The organism is Sphingobium xenophagum, assembly GCF_031457465.1.
GTDB classification, from domain to species: domain Bacteria; phylum Pseudomonadota; class Alphaproteobacteria; order Sphingomonadales; family Sphingomonadaceae; genus Sphingobium; species Sphingobium xenophagum_A.
On record NZ_JAVDWV010000001.1, the window covers coordinates 229,238 to 250,768 of the forward strand.

Consider the following 21,531-nt stretch of genomic DNA (forward strand, 5'->3'; position numbering starts at 1 on the left):
TTTCCCTTATCGCTGTGTCAATTCCGCCAGCCCTCGGCGGACCATCGGCATGGTCAGCATCGTGCTGCCGATCGCCATCAACAGCAGCGCTGTAAAGCTGGTCCCGGTGATGATCTGCCGATCGAGCAGGATATTCGCGAAGATGATCATGATCAGCGCCTTGGTCTGTAGCAGCCAGCCGATCACCCCGGCCTCGCCCTTGGGCCAGCCCAGGAGTCGTCCGGCCAGCGCCACCCCGGCCAGCTTGCCGACCACGGCAGCGGCCAACAGCAGCAATGCGCCGCCGATCACCTCGAACCCGCCCATATCCCATTGGGTGCGCAGCCCTGTGCTCAGGAAAAAGACCGGCATCACCGTCAACAGCATATGATCGCGCAGCATATCCATCTGCGCCTCGTCGAACCATTGCTTGTCCAAAATCGCGCCCGCCAGGAAGGCGCCGACCATGAAATGCAGCCCGGCCCAATCGGCCGCGAAGCCCAATAGCGCGAGCGAGAGCATCCCCAGATACAGCCGGTCGCGCCCGCCGATTCGCCGCATCACCGCGCGCAGCCCCCAGGCGACGAACGGGAACAGCAGCAGGAATCCCGCCTGCCGCTCGACCCGCTCCCAATCGAGCAGGATCAGCGCCAGCACCCCCCAGATGGCGATATCGTCCAGGCTGGCATAGCGTAGCACCCTTTGCCCCAGCGGCTGACGCAGGATGGCGAGCCGATCCATCAATAGGACCAATATGGGCAAAGCGGTGACGGCACAGGCCATGCCCATGCCCAGCAACGCCTGCCAATGCTGCCCCTTCGCGCCGATCCAGCCGGGCTGCGTCAGAATCAGCGCGGCGGCCAGCGCCCCCAGCACGAGCGGCGTCACAAGCGCTAGTCCCGCCGTCGTCCACGTCTCGCGCCGCGCGACCCAGGCCTGGTGCAGGTCCAGTTCGATGCCCGCCAGCCAGACGAAGATCATCACCGCCCACCAGGCGATGCCGTTCAGCGCGGCGATGACGCCGGGCGGAAACAGGAAATCATGCACTTGCGGCAGTGCGGCCCCCAGCACGCCGGGGCCAAGCAGCACGCCTGCAACGATCTGAACCACCACCAGCGGCATCCAATTGTCGGTGCGCAGCAATCGCCACACCAGCCAGGGCAGCCCCATGACAAGCGCCAGCGCGAGCAGAAAAGTCTCTGTGATCGTCATGCCCCGCTCCCCCTAATCTGGGGGCATGATTAGCGGCGCGGCGCGGCCTGCGCCAGCGACTTGCCCCAAAATCCCCGGCCCTTCGCAGCCGCGAAAAACATCCTATATGGGGGCGAGCTTTTTTTAGGAGATATTATGGATACCGATCCCCGCGCCGTCACCCGTCCCGTCGACCCCCTGTTCCTCGACCGCTGGTCGCCCCGCGCCTTCGATGGATCGGCCCTGCCGCAGGCGGATCTCGATACCCTGCTCGACGCAGCCCGCTGGGCACCGTCAGCCTTCAACTATCAGCCCTGGCGCTTCCTCTACGCCCATCGCGACAGCGCCGACTGGGCGCGGTTCCTTGGTCTGCTGCTGCCCTTCAACCAAAGCTGGGTGCAACATGCCTCGGTCCTGACCTTCATCCTGTCCGACAGCCTCTCGTCGGCCCCCGGCTCGCAGGAAACCAAGCCCTCGCACAGCCACAGTTTCGACGCCGGCGCGGCCTGGGCGCTGCTGGCGCTGCAGGCAACGCGGATGGGCTATCATACCCACGCCATGTCCGGTGTCGATTTCGACGCCGCCCGCCGCGAACTCGCGGTGCCGGACCGTTTCCGCATCGAAGCCGCCGTCGCCATCGGGCGCATGGGCGACAAGGCGACATTGCCTGAAGCGCTACAGGCGCGCGAAGCCCCAAGCGGCCGCAATCCCATCGACAGCTTCGCCTTTGCAGGCAATTTCGTCGCGTAAAACGCCACTTGAATCACCTGCGCCCAGCACCCGGACCGATCGGCCCCGCCGAAACCGCGTATTTTCGGCAATATGTCACCGGAAATGCGCCGAAATTCGCCCTTAGGCGATGGACCGGCGCATGCGAACGGGCTAGGGCGGGTGCCATCACACTTGAAGAGGACGTCCTATGAATAACAGTGACCTGATCGACACCGTCGCCACCGCCCACGACCTTTCGAAGGCGGACGCCAAGAAGATCATCGACGGCGTGATCACCGCGATCGTCGATGCGGCGGCCAAGGGCGAAGAAATCTCGCTCAACGGTTTCGGCAAGTTCAAGGTCAAGGAAAGCGCCGCGCGCGAGGGCCGCAACCCCGCCACTGGCGAGACGATCCAGATCGCCGCGTCCAAGAAGCTGGGCTTCACCGCTGCCAAGGCGGTCAAGGACAAGCTGAACGGCTGATCCACTATGCAATTTGACGACCAGTTGCGTCGCTATTTCGGCCGCACGGACATTGACGCCGTGCCCGCCGAAGCGATCGCAGCGGGCGTCGAGCGCATGCGCGTCGATCTTGGTCTGGAAAAGGACCGGGGTCGACGTTTTGCGTTGTGGTGCCTGCTCTTCCTGATGGGCGACGCCCCCGACCTCGATATTGCCTTCAAGGACGCGGCCGATCGCGACGCCGCCCGCAATTTCATGGATCTCGCGCAAGGCGATCCGCCGCTCGACTAGGCCCTTTCGGGTCATTCCAGCCTTCAACGATCCACATCCCCATTTCCGCCATCGGGCGATCATCCACTGTGCGCGTGCCTTTTTCCGGCACAAGCCGCTTGCGCACGCCTGAAAAACGGCATCCGGCGGGCCGTGGCTGCCATAGCCTGTGTGGGAGGGGCCGATCAGGGCCAGGGGAGATGATTGATGAAACTGCCACGCATCCTTGCCGTCACCGTCGCCGGATCGGCGCTTTTGGCCATGGCCACGCCCTTGAGCGCGCACGCCATCTGGTTCGCCCAGCGCGCGACGCAGATCGCGCTTGTCTATGGCGTCGGCGCGGACGATCTCGACGCGGTCAAGCGCCTGCCGCTCATCAAGACCGTCACCGGCTATGGTGCCGACTGGGCACCCGTCACCACCAGCCTGCGCGCCGCCGGGCCGATCCCCGTCGTGGATAGCGAAGAGCCGATCGCGGCGGTCGCGGCGATCATGGACTATGGCCTGTGGAGCAAGACCCCCGACGGCAAATGGCATAATAAGGGCCGCGACGAAGTGCCCACGGCCACGCTTGCCGAACATAATTGGAAATATGCCGTCCATCTGGCCAAGATGCCGACAGGCCCCGTGCCCCTGTTCGAAGGGCATAAGCTCCAGATCGTCCCCGTCGATCCCGCCATCCCGCAGAAGATGGGCGAGCCGATGAAGGTGCGCGCTTATTATGAGGGCAAGCCGCTGGCGGGCGCGACCATCATGTCCGACTATGTCAACGATCCCGACGAAGTCGCGGTCAAGACCGGCGCGGACGGCACCGCCACCATCACCGTGCGCAATCAGGGGCTGAATGTGCTGATGGGCATCTATGTCGGGCCAGCCGATGACAAGGCGAAGGTCGACCATGTCGAATATCGCTCCTCGCTGTCCTTCGTGCTGCCGCATCTGCCCGAATAAGGCAGCGCCGCCATCCCATCGCCGCCCATAAGGAGACACCCATGCCCTTCGACCTGATGAAGCTCGGCCCAGCCGCCATCGCTATTGCCGCAGCCCTCGCCCTGACCCCCACCGCCGCCTTCGCCCATGGCAGCATGAAGCCGCAACATGGCGGCCTCGTTCAGATGTCGGGCGAAACCATGGTGGAACTGGTCGCCGGTCCCAAGGGCGTCGATATCTTCATCAGCGAAGAGGATGAACCGCTGCCCGCATCGGCCTATACCGCCACGCTGACGCAGACCGCATCGGGCCAGAAGACGCAAGCCGCGCTCAAGCCCGCCGGTGGCAACAAACTGTCAGCCCCCGGCTTCATCGCTGCCAAGGGCACGAAGATCGTCGTCGCCCTGACCGATCCGAGTGGCGCGAAAATCTTCACCACTTTCCAGACCCGATAATCCGCGCCCGTGCCGGGGCATCCCGCCCCGGCGCAGGCCTTCCAATTTAGAAGCGATAGCCGACCGTCGCGCCATAGGTGCGCGGCGGCAGGTAGGTCACACCGATGATGCGCCCGGTCGAGATGGCAAAGGTGCTGCTCTCGCGCAGCGTATCGTTGATATTCTTGACCCAGAGCGATGCCGTCACCGTATCGGTTTTGTCCACCCAGCGCAGCGACGCATCGAACATCGTGTAAGCCCGCGTGCCTTCGACCAGCCGCTTGAACTCGGTGAAATAGATGTTGCTGCGGCCGGTCATGTCGCCGCTGATGGTGAAGGTGCCAGCCTCCTGCATGATCGGCAGGTCGACTTCGATCCCGGCGCTATAGGACCAGGTCGGCGAGTTGCGCGTCGGGTTGCCCGCCAACTGGATGTTGCACGGCGCATTGGCATTGAGCGCGTCGGCCCCGCATGGCGCACCAAAGGCGGTCGGATCGGGGTTGGTGACGGGGTTGTAAGCGGGTTGCCCCGCTTGCGCCACGTTCACCGGATCGAGCGGATCGACCGTGATGAAGTCATCATATTTGCTGTCGGTGTAGGATACCGACCCGCGCAAACGCACGCCATCGACCGGCCGCGCCAGCAGGTCGGCTTCGACGCCGGTCGCCGATGTCTTGGCCGCATTTTCGAAGATGGTGGTAAAGCCCGCCGGGCCACCGCCGATCGTCTTGTTGATCTGCAGATCGTCCAGCTTGTAATGATAGGCGGCCAGATTGACCTGCAGGCGACGGTCGAGCAATTCCGTCTTCAGGCCCAGTTCGTGGTTCTTCATCTTTTCCGGCCGCACGATCGTCGTGCTGCCCGCCGCATTCTCACCCGACCCGGCCTTGAAGCCTTCGGAATAGGTATAATAGAGCAGCAGATCGCTGTTGGGCTGCCATTGCAAGCCGATTTCCGGGGTGAAATCCTTGAACGTGCGTTCGCGATAGGTGCCTTCGATGGTCGTCTTGCGCACCTGCGCGACGGCGGGGTTGCCGTTGGCGGTCAGGATGATCGACGGATTGGCACTGTCCACCTTTTCATGGCTGTAACGCCCGCCCAGTTTCAGCGACACGCCATTGAGGCCGAAGGCAGCGCCCAGGTCAAAATTCAACTGCCCGAACGCCGCATAGGCGCGGGTGCCAAGGCTGGACTTCAGGCAGACCCGGTTGGGCGATGTGCCCGCCGGGAAATTGCACATCGCCAGCGCTTCGGCCAGAGTCACCGATCCGACCGGGGCGGCGACATTGTCGACGAAGGTCGGCCGCGTCGCCAGCACGGTGATGTTGGATGCCAGGTCGTTGGTCGAACTCAACCCCACCTGATCGCGCGGCCGCTGCCGCTCATGGAAATAATAAAGGCCAACGACCCCCTTCACGATGTCGCTGTCATATTTGAACTGCAACTCGTTGCTGAACTGATGCGCGTCGATCGTGCGTGTCTGGATCGACGTGGAGTTGGGCAGGGTGGCGACCAGCGCCGACCCGTCCAGATCCTGGATCAACTGCGTCTTGAAATCGCGATAATTGGTGATGTTGCCGATGCTGAACGCATCGCTCAGCTCGATGTTGAGCGTGCCGGTGACCGAATAGCTTTTGGTGTCGACCGAGGGCGGCTCGTCGCTGGCGAGGTCGCGCGGGCGCGTGGCAAAGCCGCCGGTGCCGGTCGGTGCGAGCCGCGCGACGCCGGGGAAGGCGGGGCCGCGATAATGGACCGCGCCGCTATTGTCGTTCTGGCGGAAATATTCGCCCGAAATGAGATAGTCGATCTTCTCCGACGCGATCAGGTGAATCTGGCCGCGCACCATGTAGCGATTAAGGTCATCGACATCGCTGCCGCCCTTGAACGGGTTGCCGCCATAGCCGTCGCGCGCCTCGACCTTGCCGGCCAGGCGAAAGCGGATCGCATCAATGATCGGCCCGCCGATCGCCGCTTCGCCGATCATCGCATTATAATTGCCATAGCCCAGTCGACCATAGCCGCTGAACTCGGCGGTCGGCTTGGCGGTGATCAGGTTGATCGACCCGCCGACCGCGTTGCGGCCATAGAGGCTGCCCTGCGGCCCGCGCAGCACTTCGACCCGCTCCAGATCGAACAGCGACGTCAACTGCGCTTCGGCGCGCGCGACATAGGCGCCATCGACATGCAGCGCGACGCCGGTGCTGGACCCGGTGGTGGAAGTATTGGCACCCACGCCGCGAATGAACACCTTGGCCTGGTTGAAATCATTGCCGAACGTGACTGAAGGGACGAGCTGCTGGATATCCTGCAGATTGTTGATCCCGGCATTGGTCAGCGCGTCGCCGCTGACGGCGGAGACCGCGACACTGACATCCTGCAACGACTGGCTGCGCTTCTGCGCGGTGACGATGATGTCCATGCCGTCGGTCTGCGCCTGCGCGATCGGAGCAAGGCCGATGCTCGAAACAGAAGCGAATAAGGCGCACATCGCGCGTGATTTACTGGATGCTATCATGGCGTCCCTCCCTGAAACCGGACATCGTGTTAATTGTGTCCCGCTGAAACAATTAGCATGAGCGCTACCCCCACGCAATTTGCATCCAGCGCCTGTCCCAAGGTGCATATGAATTTCAGGTGATGTGCTAAAAATGCATCATTTCATCCGACGCGGAGGTGGCGTCGAATCAGCGCAAACGCCGGACGTATGTGAGCCTTTGGCCGACCATGGCTTGGCAGGGAGGGGCAATGCGATGAGATGGAAGAGCGAGTGTGCTACCCCGCCTGCGTCAGCATCAGCGAAAACAACCCGTCCGCATCGGTCCATTCGCGCACCGGCTCCCAACCACCCGACCGCAGCAACAGTCGCCCATCGCGAACGCCATATTTATGGCTGCTTTCGGTGTGGATCGTCTCGCCCTGCGCCATGCGGAAGCTCTCTCCCGCGACATGGAAATGCAGCGGCCGCACGGCCTCCACATGCATTTCGACCCGCTCCTTGTCGTCGTTCCAGATGGCGCGATGGGCAAAGCCGTCGATCGGCAGGTCACCGTCCAGCTCGCGGTTGATCCGGGTGAGAAGGTTCAGGTTGAACGCCGCCGTCACTCCCGTCGCATCGTCATAGGCGGCGATCAGCCGGTCGCGATCCTTGATCCGGTCCATGCCGATCAACAGCATGGCCCCATCGCCCAACAGGCGGCGCATCGCTCGCAGCAGGTCCACCGCCGCGTCCGGCTCCATATTGCCGATCGTCGATCCGGGGAAGAAACCCAGCCGGGGCATGGCCCTGATCGCATCGGGCAGCGTCAGTGGCTGGTTGAAATCCCCTTCGACCGGGATCACCGGCAGGTCGGGAAAGGCTTGCGCCAATGTCGCGCTGCTGGCCCGAAGGAAATCGCCGCTAATGTCGATCGGCACATAGGCTCCCGGCGCGATCGCGCGCAACAAATGCGGCGTCTTGCGCGAACTGCCCGCGCCAAACTCCACCACCGCGCGGCCTTCGCCTACCGCCTGCGCAAAGTCCGTGCCGTGCTTCTCCAGCAGCGCCGTCTCGGTGCGCGTGGGATAATATTCGGGCAGGTCGGTAATCGCCTCGAACAATTCCGACCCGCGCCGGTCGTAGAACCAGATGGGCGGCGTCGCCTTGGGGCTGCGCGACAGGCCTTCGATGATGTCGCGGCGAAAGGCCGGGTCGACCGTTTGGGGGACGGTCGGCGCGTCGTCTGTCAGCAGCATGGTCGTTACAGATCCTTCGCCAGTCGCAGCCCGGTGAACTGCCAGCGTTGATGGGGATAAAAGAAGTTGCGGTAGCTGGCCCGCACATGCCCGCGCGGCGTGGCGCAACTGCCGCCTTTCAGCACGAACTGGCCCGACATGAACTTGCCATTATATTCACCGACCGCGCCGGGCGCGGCGCGAAAACCGGGATGGGGGCGATAGGCGCTGCCGGTCCATTCCCACACATCGCCGAACATCTGCGTCAGCGAAGTGGTGGCATCGGCCGGGTGGGGACGGGGGCAGGCGGCCCCATCCAGCAGATTGCCCGACGTCGGCGCGATATTCTGCGCCGCACTCTCCCATTCCGCCTCGGTCGGCAGCCGCGCGCCTGCCCAACTGGCATAGGCATCGGCTTCATACAGGCTGATATGCGTCACCGGCGCGGCCGGATTGACCGGCTGCCGTCCATCGAGACCAAAGCGGGTCCAGCCCTGTTCACCCTGCGCCCAATAGGCTGGCGCATCGACGCTTTCCGCCTGCACCCAGGCCCAGCCATCGGCCAGCCAGTGCGCGGCGGTGCGATAGCCGCCATCCTCGATGAAGGCGATCCATTCGCCATTGGTGATCGGCCGGTGTCCCAGCGCATGGGGATGCAGCAACGCCTTGTGCCGTGGCCCCTCGCAATCGAAGGCGAACCCGCCCCGGCCCTCGTCGCCAATCTCGACCAACCCCTCGCGCCCCTCGATCCAGTGCAGTGCATCCGGCAGGTCCATGGACGCGGCAGCCGGGCCGGCGAACAGCGCGGGCTCCATCGGATTGAGCGAAAATAGATGGAGCAGGTCGGTCAGCATCAATTCCTGATGCTGCTGCTCATGATGCAGCCCCAGCGTTACCAGCGTCCTCGCCTCGCGCGACAGCATGGGGATGGCCGCCAGCACGGCTGCATCGACATGCGCGCGATAGTCGCGGACCTCGTCCAGCGACGGTCGCGTCAGCATTCCCCGCATCGGCCGCGCATGGCGCGCCCCTTCCGCTTCATAATAGCTGTTGAACAGAAAGGCGTAGCGCGGATCGAACGGCTGATAGTCCGGTACATGATCGCGCAGCACAAAGGTTTCGAAGAACCATGTCCCATGCGCCAGATGCCATTTGGCCGGGGAAGCGTCGGGCATCGACTGGACCGTCGCGTCGGCGTCGGACAGGGGAGAGGACAGCGCCTGTGTCAACGCCCGCACCTCGCGATAGCGCGACGTCAGCGCGTCCCTGTCCAACTCGGTCCAGCTTCTGGCCATGCCTGCCCCTTACGCTATGCTCGCATGATGATGGAGCAAAAAGCGCATGACTGCCCTTTAGGGTTCCCCTCCTTTTTCAGCAGCAGGCCGGCTGGGCGGCGCGGCAGACGCGGTCGCGGCCCTGTTGCTTGGCATCGTAGAGCGCCTGGTCCGCGCTCGCGATCGTCTCGTCGATCGGCGCCCCCTGCCAGCGCGCGACACCGGCGGAAAAGCTGATCGCGCGGCCATTGACCTGGCCGATCGGATCGTCGCGCATCTGGGTGGCGATCCGCGACAGCGACCAGCAGGCCTCATCCTCGATACAGTCGGGGAAGAAGACCATGAACTCCTCGCCACCCCAGCGCGCGACATGATCGACCCGGCGCAACTGCGCCGCCAGCCGTTGCGCAAAGGCCGCCAGCACCCGGTCGCCCTCATCATGGCCCATCCGGTCGTTGACCTGCTTGAAATGGTCGATGTCGATGATCGCCACGCATCCCTTGCGCCGCGCCTGCGGCAGCATGTCGATCTGCATCAGGAAACCGCGCCTGTTGGCGATGCCGGTCAGCGGGTCTTCATGCGCGGCGACGTTCAGATCCTGCATCTGCGTGCGGGTGACGTGCGCAGCGCGATGCACCCCGGCATAGAGCGTCTGGATGACATCGCCGACTTCGGGCAGGGGCGTGGGGTCGCTATCCTGCCCCTGCAATGTCTGCGCCAGCGCATGAATGGGATTGAGCAACGCGCCGATCCCGTACAGCGCAATGCCGGTGCCGATCACCGTCGCCAGCGTCAGCAGCACGAACTCGGCCAGCGCCAGCCGCCCGGTCGCCAACCCCCAGGCCATATAGCCCAGCAGCGGCAAATGGGTGGCGACGAAGCAGAGGGTGAACAGCCGGAGCCTGAGCGATCGGGGGAAAATGAAGGAGGTCGCAAGGTAGAAATGCATATCAGCCCAGTCATGATTGTAGACCGGGCGGAAAATCGTCGGCGCGCCTAAACGCATCCTGAAGAAACAGGGTTAATGCGCGCTCCTGCGACCAGCCGTGCCAGGCATGAGTCGAGCGACCCGACCGCTCAGCGCGACGCGCCCGGCACCCATTTGACGTCGCGCGCGCCATTGTCGTTCAGGCGACGTGCCATGACGAACAGCAGGTCGGACAGGCGATTGAGATAGATCAGCGCCTGCACGTTCAGCGTCACGTCGACCGCCGCCGCCGTCGCGCTGCGCTCGGCCCGCCGTGTGATCGCGCGCGCCAGATGCACCGCCGCCGCTGCCGCCGATCCGCCCGGCAGCACGAAACTGTCGAGCGGTGCCAACTCCGCATTCATCGCGTCGATCTGCTGCTCCAGCCGCTCGACCTGGCTTTCGATGATGCGCAACGCCCAGGGCGGGTCGCCCGCATCGCTGATCGGCGTCGCCAGGTCGGCCCCCAGGTCGAACAGGTCATTCTGGATCATCGTCAGCCAAGCCGCTTCGGGCGCATCGCCGATCGCCAGCACCGCCAGCCCGATCGCGCTATTGGCCTCATCGACATCGCCCACCGCCTGCATGCGCGGGGCATATTTGGGCAGGCGCGTGCCGTCGGCAAGGCCGGTGATCCCCGCATCGCCCGTGCGGGTGTAGATCTTGTTCAGCTTGACCATGAAACCTTACCCGTTGCCCTTCATCAGCAGCAGGATCGCGACGATCACGATCGCGATGGCTTGAAACAGCACGCGGTTCATCATCGCCTTATTCTGCTTCAACCGCGACGGACCGGGGCCGCTGCCTTCGGGCGCGTTCAATTCCTCCTTCGTGGTCTGAAGGAAGCTGATGATGCCACGGATAAGCGCGAACAGCGTCGCGGCCATGGCAAGGATGAGGGCGATGACGAGGACAATGTTCATGGAAGCAATCTAGGCGCTTGCCAGCCTGATTCCAACCGGAAAGCGTCTGCCTCTTAGGGCAGCCGCCAGGTCGGCGGGATCGACGCCCTGCGCGCGCAGATCGGCGAGCGCGATCGACCCGTCGCGCTTGGCCAGCCGCCTGCCATCCGGCCCGACCAGCAACGGGTGGTGGCAATAGGTCGGGAAGGGCAGGCCGAGCAACGCCTGCAACAGCCGATGAATATCCGTCGCCCCTTTCAAATCATCCCCCCGCAACACATGGCTCACCCCCATCGCCGCATCGTCCAGCGTGCAGGACAGATGATAGCTCGCCGGCGCATCCTTGCGCGCCAGCACGACGTCGCCATGCGCCAGCGGATCGGCCTCACATAGCCCCTCCCCTTGAGGTTCAAACGAGGCACGTGACTCGTTTGAAGGGTTGGGGTGGGGGCCATCCTCTTGGCCAGGCGTCTGGGGCCGCCGCACCCCGTCTCCCCTTCGCATGAACGGAAGAGACAAAAAATCCACCGCCCGCCACCGCACCGCCCCAACCCGCGCCACCGCCGCCGCCATATCGATCCGCCAGGCATGCGCGTCCCCCGCCGCGATCCGTCGCGCCCGCGCGCCCTCGCCCAACCCCCGACACGTCCCAGGATAGACCGGCCCCTCCGGCCCATGCGGTGCCGTCAGGCTCGCCTGAATGTCACTGCGCGTGCAGAAACAGGGATAGAGCAGCCCCATCTCCCGCAACCGATCCAATGCCGCTTCATACGCCTCCAGCCGCTGCGACTGGAAAACGACCTCGCCATCCCACGCCACACCCAGCCAGGTCAGATCCTCGATGACCCCCGCCACATGCTCGGCCCGGCTGCGCGTCCCGTCAATATCCTCGATCCGCAGGCGAAACGCGCCCCCCGCCGCGCGCGCCATGTCCATGGCCAGCAACGCCGACCAGCCATGGCCGACATGCAGCCGCCCGGTCGGGCTGGGGGCAAAGCGGGTCACCATATGCGGTAGGGCGTTCGTATCGGTCATACAGGCTCTTGACGGACGATATTGGTTGATGCTGTCATGCGGATGTCATGTTGCTGGTTAATCAGCGGCGTCGGCAAGGGGGTAGAAGGTTTCTATGTACCATCCCGACCTTATACGGCACCCGGAAAACTGCCCGGCGCTCGTACTCAATGCGGATTATACCCCGCTCAGCTATTATCCGCTGAGCCTGTGGCCGTGGCAGACGGCGATCAAGGCGGTATTTCTCGACCGCGTGGACATCATCGCCAGCTATGAGCGGCAGGTGCATAGTCCCAGTCTGGACATGAAAATCCCCTCGGTCATCGCGCTCAAACAATATGTGCGCCCGTCCGAACATCCCGCCTTCACCCGCTTCAATCTGTTCCTGCGCGACAAGTTCGCCTGCCAATATTGCGGCGTCAGCACCGACCTGACCTTCGACCATGTCGTGCCGCGCCGCGCGGGCGGCCGCACGACCTGGGAAAATGTCGCCACCGCCTGTTCGCCCTGCAACCTCAAAAAGGGTGGGCGCACCCCCAAGCAAGCGGGCATGCGGCTTCACGTCGAACCGATCCGCCCGACGACTTGGCAGTTGCAGGAACATGGCCGCGCCTTCCCGCCCGGCTATCTCCACGACAGCTGGCGCGACTGGCTCTATTGGGATGTCGAGCTGCTGGCCTGAGGCGTCAGCCGACCGGCAACCAGTCCAGGTCCATGTCCTTCTGCCTATTGGTATAATGGCCAATCTCTTCCAGGCGGGCGATATCGCGCAGCGTGATGCGGCCGTTCGACCGGCTGATCAGCCCTTCTTCCTCCATCTGCCGGATCATGCGGTTCACATGCACCGATGTCAGGCCGATGGAATCGCCAATTTCTTCCTGCGTCAACCTCAGGTCGAAACTGTCGGTAATCGCATCGTCCGTGACGCGGATGCGGTCGAACATGTCGAGCAGGAAGGAGGCAACCCGCGCCTTGGCCGATGTCCGCCCCAGCGACGCGAGCCGGTCAGTCATCGCCACCCGCTCGGCATTGGACAACAGGAACAGCAACGCGGCCACCCGCGGCGATTCATCGAGCAGTCGGCGCAGCGCATGCTTGTCGAACGGACAAATAATCGCATCGGTCAATGCGATCAGCGATTCGGGCGCGCGGCTATAGATGGTGCTGGCCGACCCGATGAAGTCACCGGGAAAATAGACGCGCAATATCTGGCGGCTGCCGTCGGGCATGATGACGAAACTCATCATCCGGCCTTCGCGCAGCACGAACAGTTCGGTCACCGTATCATTGACACGCTGAACCATCGCCCCGCGCTTTACCTTGCGGGGGTTTTCCTCCAACCGTGCCAGTGCCGTCTTTTCCGCGTCCGACAGGGGCACCTGTTTGGCCAGCCTTGCGGCGAAACAACTCGTTGCCACCAATAACACCTTTTTCCAATTCTCGTTACGATGGCAGAACGCCCGAAGCGCCTTTTGGCTGCATTTACGCCCTTCGCACTAAACTCGATCAAGCTGGCGACGATTGTTGCGGCTATATTGCAAACGTGCCGCGCACAGGCGACGAATGCTATGGCGTCCGCCTTGCGCGGCGCGCATTTGCCGCTATTAACCCTGTCCGATGGACCGCATTGATATTCGCGGCGGCAACGCACTGAACGGCCGCCTTCCCATTTCCGGCGCGAAAAATGCGGCTTTGACGCTGCTGCCCTGCGCCTTGTTGACCGACGAGCCGGTAACGCTGCGCAATCTGCCGCGCCTGGCCGATGTCGACAGCTTCGGCCACTTGCTGAACCAGCTGGGTGTCTCGACCATGATCGAGGGGGCAAGGCCGGAGGATTTCGGCCGCGTCCTCACCATGCGCGCGGGTCGCGTTACCTCGACCGAAGCGCCCTATGACATCGTGCGCAAGATGCGCGCGTCGATCCTGGTGCTTGGCCCCTTGCTCGCTCGTGCGGGCGAAGCGCGGGTGTCGCTGCCGGGCGGCTGCGCCATCGGCAACCGACCGATCGACCTGCATCTGAAAGCGCTCGAAGCCTTTGGCGCGGTGCTTGAAATCACCGCTGGCTATGTCCGCGCGAGCGTGCCCGATGGCGGCCTGCCCGGCGGCCACTTCACCTTCCCGGTGGTGTCGGTCGGTGCGACCGAAAATGCGCTGATGGCCGCATCCTTGGCCAAGGGCACCTGCATCCTCGACAATGCCGCGCGCGAGCCGGAAATCGTCGATCTGTGCAACCTGCTGATCGCCATGGGCGCCGATATCGAAGGCGTCGGCACCGACCGGCTGGTGATCCATGGCCGCGAACGGCTGCATGGCGCGACCTACAGCGTGATGCCCGACCGGATCGAAGCGGGCAGCTATGCGTGCGCGGTCGCCATCGCTGGCGGATCGCTCGACCTTGCCGGGGCCAATGAAAACGACATGCACGCCATCATCGTCGCGCTGCGCGAGGCGGGGGTGCAGGTCGATCCCTATAAGGGCGGCATCCGCGTCGCCTCGGACGGCAAGCTGCGCCCGCTCACCCTGTCGACCGCGCCTTTCCCGGCCTTCCCGACCGACATGCAGGCGCAGTTCATGGCGATGCTGACCATGGCCGATGGCGCATCGGTGCTGACCGAAACCATCTTCGAAAACCGCTATATGCACGTACCCGAACTGGCGCGCATGGGCGCGGACATTGCCGTCAATGGCCGCACGGCGGTCGTGCGCGGCGTGCCCCGCCTCGTCGGTGCGCCGGTAATGGCGACCGACCTGCGCGCCTCGATGAGCCTCATTCTCGCGGGCCTCGCTGCCGAAGGCGAGACCCAGGTCAACCGCGTCTACCATCTCGATCGCGGTTATGAACGGCTGGAGGAGAAACTGTCTGCCGTCGGAGCCGATATTGAACGTGTCAGCGATGGCTGAGGGCCGCGGCCTGGAGACGGATCGGGCGGCGCTGCTGGCGCTCTACGATCTTGACGCCGGTGGCTTTCGCAATCTGGACGAGATCACGGATTTCGCCGCGACGCTGTGCGACGCCCCGATCGCGCTGGTCAGCATCGTCGAGGATCTGCGCCAGCGCTTCCTCGCCCGCACCGGGCTGGATGCGGAGGAAACCCCGCGCGATGTCTCCTTCTGCGCGCACGCCATGCTGCGGTCGGAGATTTTCGTCGTCCCCGACGCGACCCAGAACCATCGCTTCGCCGACAATTTGCTGGTCACTGGCCCGCCGCATATCCGCTTCTACGCGGGCGCGCCGCTGGTCGGGGCCGACGGCGTGCCGCTGGGCGCGCTATGCGTCATCGACACCAAGCCGCGCGCCGACCTGACGCTGATGCAGCGGCAGGGCATGGTCCTGCTCGCGCGGCAGGTGATGGTCGAACTGGAAGGGCGTCGCCGTGACCGCAACATCATCACTTTCCAGAATGAAAGCGCGGCCGCGCTCGCCACCAGCGACCGCATGTTCCACACGCTGGCCGACACCATGCCGCAAATGGTCTGGTCGACGCTGCCCGATGGCTTTCACGATTATTATAATGCGCGCTGGTATGAATATACCGGAACGCCCGCTGGCTCGACCGATGGCGACGGGTGGAGCGGCGTCTTCCACCCAGACGATCAGGAGCGCGCCTGGGGTCGCTGGCGCACCAGCCTCGTCACCGGCGAACCCTATGAGATCGAATATCGCCTGCGCCATCATAGCGGCGAATATCGCTGGACGCTGGGCCGTGCCCTGCCGATCCGCAATGCCGACGGCGAGATCACCCGCTGGATCGGCACCTGCACCGATATCCACGAACAGAAATTGATGATGGAAGAGCGCGAGATGATCGCGCACGAACTGTCTCACCGGATCAAGAATATCTTTTCGGTCATCGCTGGCCTCATTGGCCTGTCCGCGCGCCAGCATCCGCAGATCAGCGACGTTGCCGAAGATTTGCGCGACCGCATTCTCGCGCTTGGCCGCGCCCATGATTTTGTGCGCCCTCACAGCGCTGAGTCTGCGCCGCAGCCGGGGCAGGGGGTGGGCAGCCTGTCGGGCATTCTCAAGCAGATTTTCGCGCCCTATCGCGGCCCGGATGGATCACGCATCCTGCTGTCGGGCGACGATGCCGCGATTGACGACCGCTCGGCGACCCCGCTGGCGCTGCTGTTCCATGAACTAGCGACCAATGCCGCCAAATATGGCGCGCTCTCCGTGCCGGACGGGCGCGTCCATCTGACCGTCAGTGCGGAGGCGCAGGACGTTCGCATCGACTGGCGCGAAGAAGGCGGCCCGACCGTAACCCCCTCCAACCTGGACGGGTTCGGCAGCCGCCTGATGACGCTCAGCGTCGAACGTCAGCTAGGTGGTCGGCTGGAACGCGAATGGCGCGCGGAAGGGCTGGCGATCAGCCTCTGGATTCCGCGCCGGGCAATGAGCCGGGCGGCAGGAAAGGAATAAAGCCCGCAATATCCGCGCTGCTCAGTTCCGGGCTGTCCTCCGCGGCCAGGCGCAGGGCGGCTACGATGCTGTGCGCGCGAAACGGCTTGGTGATCACGCCCAACGCAGCAACCGAAGCCGGGCCGATTTGCGCCGGATTGGCGGTCACGTAAATCACGCGAACCCCATGCTGCGCGGCCAGTTCGACGCCGATCGACGGCCCGGTCGGCCCGTCGCGCAGGTTCAGATCGACGAGCGCGATATCGCACGAATTGGCGCAGGCGAGCGCTGCGTCCCGGTCAGCCGCGATCGCGCCGACATGAAAGCCGGCATCCTCGACAATCTGCTCGATTTCCAGTGCGACGAATATCTCGTCCTCTACGATCAAAACCTTCTTGCTCATTCCTGTTTCCATATAACCTGGATCAATGGAATGTCCCGCGTGCGGATTCAGTTCCCCCTCTGGCGGATAAAGCTTTGAAAACTACACTATCGGGCAGGCGTCAGGCTGGCTCGCTGGTCCACAATGTCTCGAACGCCGTGCCCTTCATCAACAGCACCGACGCGGGATAGCCGCCCTCACTCGCCTGCCGCGCGGTCGCCGTCGCGCTCTCGACCGCCGCCGCCTGGCTTCCGAACGGGCCGTAATAAGTGTTGTTCAGATTGATCTTCCACGCGCCATCATGGTGCAGGACGATGTAGCGGGCATGGGGGAGTTTGAGGGGCAGGGACATGTTACAAAACCTCAATATTATAATGGTGCCAGGCCATGATCGCCGCCGCGCCACGATGCGGTCGCCAAGCGTCGGCCAAGGCGCGGGTCGCTTTCTCGCTCGGCCGTTCGGGCAACCCCAATATCCGCCCCGTCTCGATCTGCACCGCCAGGTCGCCCGCCGGCCAGATATCGGGCCGGCCTTCGGCGAACAACAGATAGATTTCCGCCGACCAGCGCCCGATCCCCTTGATCCGCACCAGTTGCGCGATCGCTTCCTCGTCATCGGCGGGCAGGGCGTGGAGGTCGAGCGCGCCCGTCACCACCATTTCGGCCAGGCTGCGGGCATAGCCCTGCTTCTGCCGCGACAGCCCGCACGCGCGCAACGCATCAAAGTCCCGCGCCAGCAGCACGTCCGGCGCACAGCCTTCGCCCAGTTCCGCCTCCAGCTTGCGCCACACAGCGCCTGCCGACGCCACGCTCACCTGCTGCCCGACGATCGTGCGTAGCAATGTCTCATAGCCCGGCTCGCGCATCCGTGGTTCAGGATAGCCCGCCCGCGCCAGCGCAGCGGCGAAGCCCGGCTCGATGGCCGCGATCGCGTCCAGGCTGTCGCGCAACTGCTGCGCCGTCGTCACCATGATCTTTCCCTCAGCAGCGCTTGATTTTCCGGCGTCCCTCCGTCAGAGCGGCGGAGATAATTTCCTAGGGGACTGGATAGATGCCGAAACTGATCGTGGTCAACCGTGCGGGCGAAGAACAGGCTGTCGAAGGCGACAATGGCCTGTCGGTGATGGAAGTCATCCGCGACAACGGCTTTGACGAATTGCTCGCCCTGTGCGGCGGCTGCTGCTCCTGCGCCACCTGCCATGTCTATGTCGATCCCGACTTCGCCGACGTGCTGCCCGCGATGACCGAAGATGAAAACGACCTGCTCGACAGCTCGGACCACCGCAACGATACCAGCCGCCTGTCCTGCCAGGTCGTGCTGAGCGACGCGCTTGACGGCCTGCGCGTCACCATCGCCCCCGAAGACTGACCGCAAAATCCTCCCCGCAAGGGGAGACGGAGGGGTGTCACCCTACCAAGTGGGCGACACCCTTTCCCTTCCGCTACCGACTCGCCGCCGCATACAACGCAATCGCCGCCGCATTGGAGACGTTCAAACTCTCCATCCTGGGGCTGATCGGCAGCTTCGCCAATATGTCGCAATGCGCCATGCTGTTGTGGCGCAAGCCTTCGCCCTCGGCCCCCAGCACCAGCGCCACGCGCGATTCGCCGATCGCCTCGCCCAGCACCGTGTCCGCATCGCCATCCAGGCCGATGCGCCAGTAACCCGCCTCTGCAATCTCATCGAGCGCGCGCGCGAGGTTCACCACCCGCACCCACGGCATGATTTCCAGCGCGCCCGATGCTGCGCGCGCCAGCACGCCCGATTCGGGCGGCGCATGCCGGTCCTGCGTGACGATGCACAGCGCGTCGAACGCCGCCGCCGACCGCAGGATCGCGCCGACATTATGCGGGTCCGTCACCTGGTCCAGCACCAGGATCGGGCGCTTGTCGTCCCGGCCCTGTTCCAGCACCTCGTCCAGCCAGACATCGTCCAGCGGTTCGACTTCGGCGACGATGCCCTGATGCGGCGCATCCGACGGGACCATCCGGCCCATGTCGGCGACGTCGGCATAGACGATCGGCAGCACCGGGGGCAGGTCGAGCGGGGCGAGCGCTTCGCGCGTGCCCCATATCTTGCGCACGATGCGATTGGGGTTGGCGAGAGCCGCGATAACGGCGTGACGCCCATAGAAGCGCGGGAAGGCGCCCTTGGGCTTGGCGGAGCGATGACCTCTTTTCATGATTGCGCTCATTTCACATCCACCCATTGACAGGCAAGCCTCGTTTCGCCATTGAGCCGCCTCCGGCGCGATGAAAGGCAGTTTTCTGTCATCGCACAGGGTACTGGACAGGTGGCCGAGTGGTTAAAGGCAGCAGACTGTAAATCTGCCGGGCTACGCCCTACGTTGGTTCGAACCCAACCCTGTCCACCACCCTTGCGCGTTGCGCCCCGGCGTGCGGCCTCTTCCGGGTTTCCGGCTGGCGCGCCCTCCCACCGAGCCCGCTGAGAGACGAAAGGGAAGCGCCCATGGCGTGGCTTATCCTCGGCATCGCCGTGTTCACCGAAATCTGCTGGGCCTTGAGCCTCAAATGGGCCGCAGGGGTCGCCACCTGGCAGGCGTCGATCATCCCGATCGCGCTCAGCTTCCTCAACATGGGCCTCCTCGCCCTCGCCATGCGCGGCATCCCTGCCGGCACCGCCTATGCCGTCTGGACCGGCCTTGGTGCCGTAGGCGTCATCATCGGCGGCATCCTCTTCTTCGGCGACCGCGTGAACGGCGTGCAGATGGGCTTCATGGCGCTGATCGTGGTGGGCGTCGTGGGGACGAAGTTTTTCGCGAGCGCGTGAGGGGGGGCGGGATGGGGCCAATTTCCGCCATTCTGGCACTATTGCGCGGCTCTCATGACCGAACATCTCTCCGATCGTCTATCACCGATCCCGCCCCGCGATCGCTCGACATAGTTTAGGCGTTGTTTACCTGGACATGACAAAAAAGAGCGTCATGAAGATGCTTGCTGCCGGTAAAATGTCTGTCTCTACAAGGGCAGCTGTCACGCTTTCGCTCGTGATCGGATTATTGTTTTTAGTTTCGGGCATGGCTGCATATTTCGATATAAAGCGCCAAGCCTTGGACGAGGCGCTGATCCGGCTCGATGGCCAGAACAGGCAAGTGGCGGAACTTCAGGAGGGGCGGTTCACACGGCTCAGCGCAGCGCATGAACATGCCAAACAGCTATTGTTGGCAGAACTTGCTGAAGGTCCAAGCCCCGATGACGCGCGTAACCTCGACACACTTTTTCCGCGTGATCGTCGCGGGGGACGGCGAAGTTCGGACCTGCTATTCGACGGTGGCCGGACACCATTCGGTTATGTGCGTGGTGTGGGCGCCTATATTGGGACGGAACCGGATGCGAACCAGCGAGCGCTCATTCTCCGTGCCACACGGGTGGCGCACGCAGTTGGAGAAGGCATTCGCCCTGACCTAAAAAGTCTCTACTTCTTCACTCCGGACAATACGCTCATCATGTTCGCACCGGATCGTGAGGACAAGCTCGGCTTCTACCGGAAGAAAGCTCCCGGCAACCTTGATTTCCAACAGGAAACATTCGCAAAGATCAGCACGGCTGCGTTGAATCCATCGCGGCGGACACGATGTACGCCTCTCGTGCATATCCTATACGATACATCCGGTCGAACTTGGACGACGGGCTGCATGACCCCTGTCGATTGGAACGGGCGACACATTGGTACCTGGGGCACGAGCCTTCTGCTCAATGATTTGCTGTCGGCCGATGAGTTGAATGGGCTTCGTGCAACGGATACCGTACTCGTATCGGCCGAAGGAATGCTCATCCGGCATCCACGCTACACGCTTCAGAGCGAAGCGGGGTCGGAACAATTGTTGGACCTTAAACAGACGCGCGATCCGCAGCTTCAAGCCCTGTGGCAGTTCATTCGCAGTAATGCCGGCAAGACGTTTTTGGGCCATGCGCCAAGGTTGGCCGCGCATGTATCGATGCGCACTATCAAAACGCCCGGTTGGTATGTGCTCACCATCCAAAATGAGGACGTGATACAAGCAGGCGCACTGCGTGCCGTTGCGCGCGTAGCCATAACGGCGTTTCTTTGCCTTTTGCTCCAGGGCATCGCTATCAGCCTGCTGATTCGACGCTATGTCGGAAGGCCGCTTGCGCGTCTGACCGAACGAACAAGAATATTGACCCGACGCTTCCAGTCCGACGTCGATTTTCCCGCAAGCGCGAGGCCAGAGCTCGACGAAGTGGAACAACTTGGCCACGACTTCGATGACATGGCGGAAAAACTCACGCGCGCCCATCTCAACTTGGAGCAGCAGGTCGCACAACGGACGGACGAGTTGCATCGCGCCAACCTTGAACTCAGCCGATTGACCGACTGCGATACTCTCACCGGCGCCCCGAACCGCCGACGGATATTATATGATGTGGAAGAAAAGTTGGCGCTGCGGAACCCGCGTCGACTGTACATGCTCGTAATCGATATTGATCACTTCAAGCGCGTGAACGACACCTATGGCCATCTCGTTGGTGATCGAATCTTGACCGAGATAGCCCAGGACGCGCGATCGCTTTTGCGAGATAAGGATTTGTTTGGCCGGATCGGCGGCGAGGAGTTCATGGCGCTGATCGAGACCAGCGGTCCAGAAGAAGCAATCATCGTGGCTGAAAGACTTCGGTCTGGCATCGGCAAGACGAAACGAATATTCGCAGATGGGGCCGCTGGACAAATGACTGTCAGCATCGGTATCGCTAATGCGCACGGCAGATCGTCGTTCGCGCAATTATATGCAGCCGCCGATGCAGCGCTGTACAAGGCAAAACACCGGGGGCGTGATCAGTGCGTAATTGAAGAAGCAGACACTGTGAATTGAGCGTCGATCGGTTAAACCATCTCGGCCAGTGGTCGGCTGCGGTTGGCATCG

At 63.4% G+C, this 21,531-nt stretch carries 24 protein-coding genes and 1 tRNA gene; 12 read left to right on the forward strand and 13 right to left on the reverse strand.

Annotated features, from left to right (window positions below; all coding sequences use genetic code 11):
• Window positions 1–6: 6 nt before the first annotated feature.
• The gene (locus tag J2W40_RS01090; RefSeq protein ID WP_310221268.1) at window positions 7–1,191 is read right to left on the reverse strand and encodes a cation:proton antiporter; all 1,185 of its coding nucleotides are present in this window, start codon (window positions 1,189–1,191) and stop codon (window positions 7–9) included.
• A 135-nt stretch (window positions 1,192–1,326) separates the two neighbouring features.
• On the opposite strand from J2W40_RS01090, the gene J2W40_RS01095 reads away from it, so the two are divergent.
• The 5 genes from J2W40_RS01095 to J2W40_RS01115 all read left to right on the forward strand — a co-directional run bounded on the left by J2W40_RS01095 (window position 1,327) and on the right by J2W40_RS01115 (window position 3,999).
• Window positions 1,327–1,920, forward strand: coding sequence for a nitroreductase family protein (locus J2W40_RS01095; protein WP_310221270.1), 594 nt, complete (start codon window positions 1,327–1,329; stop codon window positions 1,918–1,920).
• 169 nt (window positions 1,921–2,089) lie between these two features.
• A complete protein-coding gene (locus tag J2W40_RS01100; RefSeq protein WP_310221272.1) occupies window positions 2,090–2,365 on the forward strand; it encodes an HU family DNA-binding protein in 276 nt (91 codons plus the stop codon).
• A 6-nt stretch (window positions 2,366–2,371) separates the two neighbouring features.
• Window positions 2,372–2,635 (forward strand): hypothetical protein, encoded by a 264-nt coding sequence (locus tag J2W40_RS01105; RefSeq protein WP_037476660.1) that lies wholly within the window; start codon window positions 2,372–2,374, stop codon window positions 2,633–2,635.
• Between the two features lie 186 nt (window positions 2,636–2,821).
• A complete protein-coding gene (locus J2W40_RS01110; RefSeq protein ID WP_310221276.1) occupies window positions 2,822–3,565 on the forward strand; it encodes a DUF4198 domain-containing protein in 744 nt (247 codons plus the stop codon).
• 41 nt (window positions 3,566–3,606) lie between these two features.
• Window positions 3,607–3,999 carry a hypothetical protein gene (locus J2W40_RS01115; RefSeq protein WP_310221278.1) on the forward strand — a complete coding sequence of 131 codons (393 nt, stop codon included), beginning with the start codon at window positions 3,607–3,609 and terminating at the stop codon, window positions 3,997–3,999.
• 46 nt (window positions 4,000–4,045) lie between these two features.
• Here the strand turns inward: J2W40_RS01115 and J2W40_RS01120 are convergent, their stop codons facing one another.
• The 7 genes from J2W40_RS01120 to J2W40_RS01150 form a co-directional block, all read right to left on the reverse strand.
• Window positions 4,046–6,493 carry a TonB-dependent receptor gene (locus J2W40_RS01120; protein WP_310221280.1) on the reverse strand — a complete coding sequence of 816 codons (2,448 nt, stop codon included), beginning with the start codon at window positions 6,491–6,493 and terminating at the stop codon, window positions 4,046–4,048.
• Between the two features lie 257 nt (window positions 6,494–6,750).
• Window positions 6,751–7,710, reverse strand: a complete 960-nt coding sequence (gene egtD / locus J2W40_RS01125) for an L-histidine N(alpha)-methyltransferase (RefSeq protein WP_310221282.1) — start codon at window positions 7,708–7,710, stop codon at window positions 6,751–6,753.
• A 5-nt stretch (window positions 7,711–7,715) separates the two neighbouring features.
• Complete coding sequence (gene egtB, locus J2W40_RS01130) at window positions 7,716–8,984, reverse strand: ergothioneine biosynthesis protein EgtB (protein WP_310221284.1); 1,269 nt, start codon at window positions 8,982–8,984, stop codon at window positions 7,716–7,718.
• Between the two features lie 76 nt (window positions 8,985–9,060).
• Window positions 9,061–9,912, reverse strand: coding sequence for a GGDEF domain-containing protein (locus tag J2W40_RS01135; protein ID WP_310221478.1), 852 nt, complete (start codon window positions 9,910–9,912; stop codon window positions 9,061–9,063).
• A gap of 128 nt (window positions 9,913–10,040) precedes the next feature.
• Window positions 10,041–10,610 carry a cob(I)yrinic acid a,c-diamide adenosyltransferase gene (locus J2W40_RS01140; RefSeq protein ID WP_310221286.1) on the reverse strand — a complete coding sequence of 190 codons (570 nt, stop codon included), beginning with the start codon at window positions 10,608–10,610 and terminating at the stop codon, window positions 10,041–10,043.
• A gap of 6 nt (window positions 10,611–10,616) precedes the next feature.
• Entirely contained in the window at window positions 10,617–10,853 is a 237-nt protein-coding gene (locus J2W40_RS01145; protein ID WP_310221288.1) for a twin transmembrane helix small protein, read from the reverse strand.
• A gap of 9 nt (window positions 10,854–10,862) precedes the next feature.
• A complete protein-coding gene (locus J2W40_RS01150) occupies window positions 10,863–11,867 on the reverse strand; it encodes a glutamate--tRNA ligase family protein (protein ID WP_310221290.1) in 1,005 nt (334 codons plus the stop codon).
• Between the two features lie 94 nt (window positions 11,868–11,961).
• On the opposite strand from J2W40_RS01150, the gene J2W40_RS01155 reads away from it, so the two are divergent.
• Window positions 11,962–12,528 (forward strand): HNH endonuclease, encoded by a 567-nt coding sequence (locus J2W40_RS01155; RefSeq protein ID WP_037473320.1) that lies wholly within the window; start codon window positions 11,962–11,964, stop codon window positions 12,526–12,528.
• 4 nt (window positions 12,529–12,532) lie between these two features.
• On the opposite strand, the gene J2W40_RS01160 is transcribed toward J2W40_RS01155, so the two are convergent.
• A complete protein-coding gene (locus J2W40_RS01160; RefSeq protein ID WP_310221480.1) occupies window positions 12,533–13,267 on the reverse strand; it encodes a Crp/Fnr family transcriptional regulator in 735 nt (244 codons plus the stop codon).
• Between the two features lie 196 nt (window positions 13,268–13,463).
• On the opposite strand from J2W40_RS01160, the gene murA reads away from it, so the two are divergent.
• Window positions 13,464–14,747: a UDP-N-acetylglucosamine 1-carboxyvinyltransferase gene (gene murA / locus J2W40_RS01165; RefSeq protein ID WP_069065958.1), complete on the forward strand. Its 1,284-nt coding sequence runs from the start codon at window positions 13,464–13,466 to the stop codon at window positions 14,745–14,747.
• On the forward strand, window positions 14,740–16,266 hold the full coding sequence (locus J2W40_RS01170) for a PAS domain-containing protein (RefSeq protein WP_310221294.1): 1,527 nt from the start codon (window positions 14,740–14,742) through the stop codon (window positions 16,264–16,266). The genes murA and J2W40_RS01170 overlap by 8 nt, the downstream gene beginning before the upstream one ends.
• Here the strand turns inward: J2W40_RS01170 and J2W40_RS01175 are convergent.
• The 3 genes from J2W40_RS01175 to J2W40_RS01185 all read right to left on the reverse strand — a co-directional run bounded on the left by J2W40_RS01175 (window position 16,214) and on the right by J2W40_RS01185 (window position 17,598).
• A complete protein-coding gene (locus tag J2W40_RS01175; protein WP_310221296.1) occupies window positions 16,214–16,648 on the reverse strand; it encodes a response regulator in 435 nt (144 codons plus the stop codon). The two genes, J2W40_RS01170 and J2W40_RS01175, sit on opposite strands and share 53 nt — an antisense overlap.
• Before the next feature lie 100 nt (window positions 16,649–16,748).
• Window positions 16,749–16,979, reverse strand: a complete 231-nt coding sequence (locus J2W40_RS01180; RefSeq protein ID WP_310221298.1) for a DUF2188 domain-containing protein — start codon at window positions 16,977–16,979, stop codon at window positions 16,749–16,751.
• Between the two features lies 1 nt (window position 16,980).
• Window positions 16,981–17,598, reverse strand: a complete 618-nt coding sequence (locus J2W40_RS01185) for a DNA-3-methyladenine glycosylase family protein (RefSeq protein WP_310221300.1) — start codon at window positions 17,596–17,598, stop codon at window positions 16,981–16,983.
• A gap of 80 nt (window positions 17,599–17,678) precedes the next feature.
• On the opposite strand from J2W40_RS01185, the gene J2W40_RS01190 reads away from it, so the two are divergent.
• Complete coding sequence (locus tag J2W40_RS01190; protein WP_037473305.1) at window positions 17,679–17,996, forward strand: 2Fe-2S iron-sulfur cluster-binding protein; 318 nt, start codon at window positions 17,679–17,681, stop codon at window positions 17,994–17,996.
• 73 nt (window positions 17,997–18,069) lie between these two features.
• On the opposite strand, the gene J2W40_RS01195 is transcribed toward J2W40_RS01190, so the two are convergent.
• Entirely contained in the window at window positions 18,070–18,810 is a 741-nt protein-coding gene (locus J2W40_RS01195; RefSeq protein WP_096060986.1) for a TrmH family RNA methyltransferase, read from the reverse strand.
• A 105-nt stretch (window positions 18,811–18,915) separates the two neighbouring features.
• Here J2W40_RS01195 and J2W40_RS01200 point away from each other — a divergent pair.
• The 3 genes from J2W40_RS01200 (at window position 18,916) to J2W40_RS01210 (ending at window position 21,480) form a co-directional block, all read left to right on the forward strand.
• Window positions 18,916–19,002 (forward strand) — tRNA-Tyr (locus J2W40_RS01200).
• Between the two features lie 95 nt (window positions 19,003–19,097).
• Complete coding sequence (locus tag J2W40_RS01205; protein ID WP_310221303.1) at window positions 19,098–19,418, forward strand: DMT family transporter; 321 nt, start codon at window positions 19,098–19,100, stop codon at window positions 19,416–19,418.
• A gap of 154 nt (window positions 19,419–19,572) precedes the next feature.
• Entirely contained in the window at window positions 19,573–21,480 is a 1,908-nt protein-coding gene (locus J2W40_RS01210) for a GGDEF domain-containing protein (protein ID WP_310221305.1), read from the forward strand.
• The last annotated feature ends 51 nt before the right edge of the window (window positions 21,481–21,531 follow it).

Bases quoted from the DNA above. Each gene is read 5' to 3' on its own strand.
- J2W40_RS01180 (WP_310221298.1), bottom strand. From the start codon at position 16,979: ATGTCCCTGCCCCTCAAACTCCCCCATGCCCGCTACATCGTCCTGCAC.
- J2W40_RS01155 (WP_037473320.1), top strand. From the start codon at position 11,962: ATGTACCATCCCGACCTTATACGGCACCCGGAAAACTGCCCGGCGCTC.
- J2W40_RS01170 (WP_310221294.1), top strand. From the start codon at position 14,740: ATGGCTGAGGGCCGCGGCCTGGAGACGGATCGGGCGGCGCTGCTGGCG.
- J2W40_RS01150 (WP_310221290.1), bottom strand. From the start codon at position 11,867: ATGACCGATACGAACGCCCTACCGCATATGGTGACCCGCTTTGCCCCC.
- J2W40_RS01195 (WP_096060986.1), bottom strand. From the start codon at position 18,810: ATGAAAAGAGGTCATCGCTCCGCCAAGCCCAAGGGCGCCTTCCCGCGC.
- J2W40_RS01175 (WP_310221296.1), bottom strand. From the start codon at position 16,648: ATGAGCAAGAAGGTTTTGATCGTAGAGGACGAGATATTCGTCGCACTG.
- J2W40_RS01135 (WP_310221478.1), bottom strand. From the start codon at position 9,912: ATGCATTTCTACCTTGCGACCTCCTTCATTTTCCCCCGATCGCTCAGG.
- J2W40_RS01100 (WP_310221272.1), top strand. From the start codon at position 2,090: ATGAATAACAGTGACCTGATCGACACCGTCGCCACCGCCCACGACCTT.
- J2W40_RS01205 (WP_310221303.1), top strand. From the start codon at position 19,098: ATGGCGTGGCTTATCCTCGGCATCGCCGTGTTCACCGAAATCTGCTGG.
- murA (WP_069065958.1), top strand. From the start codon at position 13,464: ATGGACCGCATTGATATTCGCGGCGGCAACGCACTGAACGGCCGCCTT.
- egtB (WP_310221284.1), bottom strand. From the start codon at position 8,984: ATGGCCAGAAGCTGGACCGAGTTGGACAGGGACGCGCTGACGTCGCGC.
- J2W40_RS01185 (WP_310221300.1), bottom strand. From the start codon at position 17,598: ATGGTGACGACGGCGCAGCAGTTGCGCGACAGCCTGGACGCGATCGCG.
- J2W40_RS01120 (WP_310221280.1), bottom strand. From the start codon at position 6,493: ATGATAGCATCCAGTAAATCACGCGCGATGTGCGCCTTATTCGCTTCT.
- J2W40_RS01140 (WP_310221286.1), bottom strand. From the start codon at position 10,610: ATGGTCAAGCTGAACAAGATCTACACCCGCACGGGCGATGCGGGGATC.
- J2W40_RS01210 (WP_310221305.1), top strand. From the start codon at position 19,573: ATGAAGATGCTTGCTGCCGGTAAAATGTCTGTCTCTACAAGGGCAGCT.
- J2W40_RS01110 (WP_310221276.1), top strand. From the start codon at position 2,822: ATGAAACTGCCACGCATCCTTGCCGTCACCGTCGCCGGATCGGCGCTT.
- J2W40_RS01105 (WP_037476660.1), top strand. From the start codon at position 2,372: ATGCAATTTGACGACCAGTTGCGTCGCTATTTCGGCCGCACGGACATT.
- J2W40_RS01095 (WP_310221270.1), top strand. From the start codon at position 1,327: ATGGATACCGATCCCCGCGCCGTCACCCGTCCCGTCGACCCCCTGTTC.
- J2W40_RS01190 (WP_037473305.1), top strand. From the start codon at position 17,679: ATGCCGAAACTGATCGTGGTCAACCGTGCGGGCGAAGAACAGGCTGTC.
- J2W40_RS01115 (WP_310221278.1), top strand. From the start codon at position 3,607: ATGCCCTTCGACCTGATGAAGCTCGGCCCAGCCGCCATCGCTATTGCC.
- egtD (WP_310221282.1), bottom strand. From the start codon at position 7,710: ATGCTGCTGACAGACGACGCGCCGACCGTCCCCCAAACGGTCGACCCG.
- J2W40_RS01090 (WP_310221268.1), bottom strand. From the start codon at position 1,191: ATGACGATCACAGAGACTTTTCTGCTCGCGCTGGCGCTTGTCATGGGG.
- J2W40_RS01145 (WP_310221288.1), bottom strand. From the start codon at position 10,853: ATGAACATTGTCCTCGTCATCGCCCTCATCCTTGCCATGGCCGCGACG.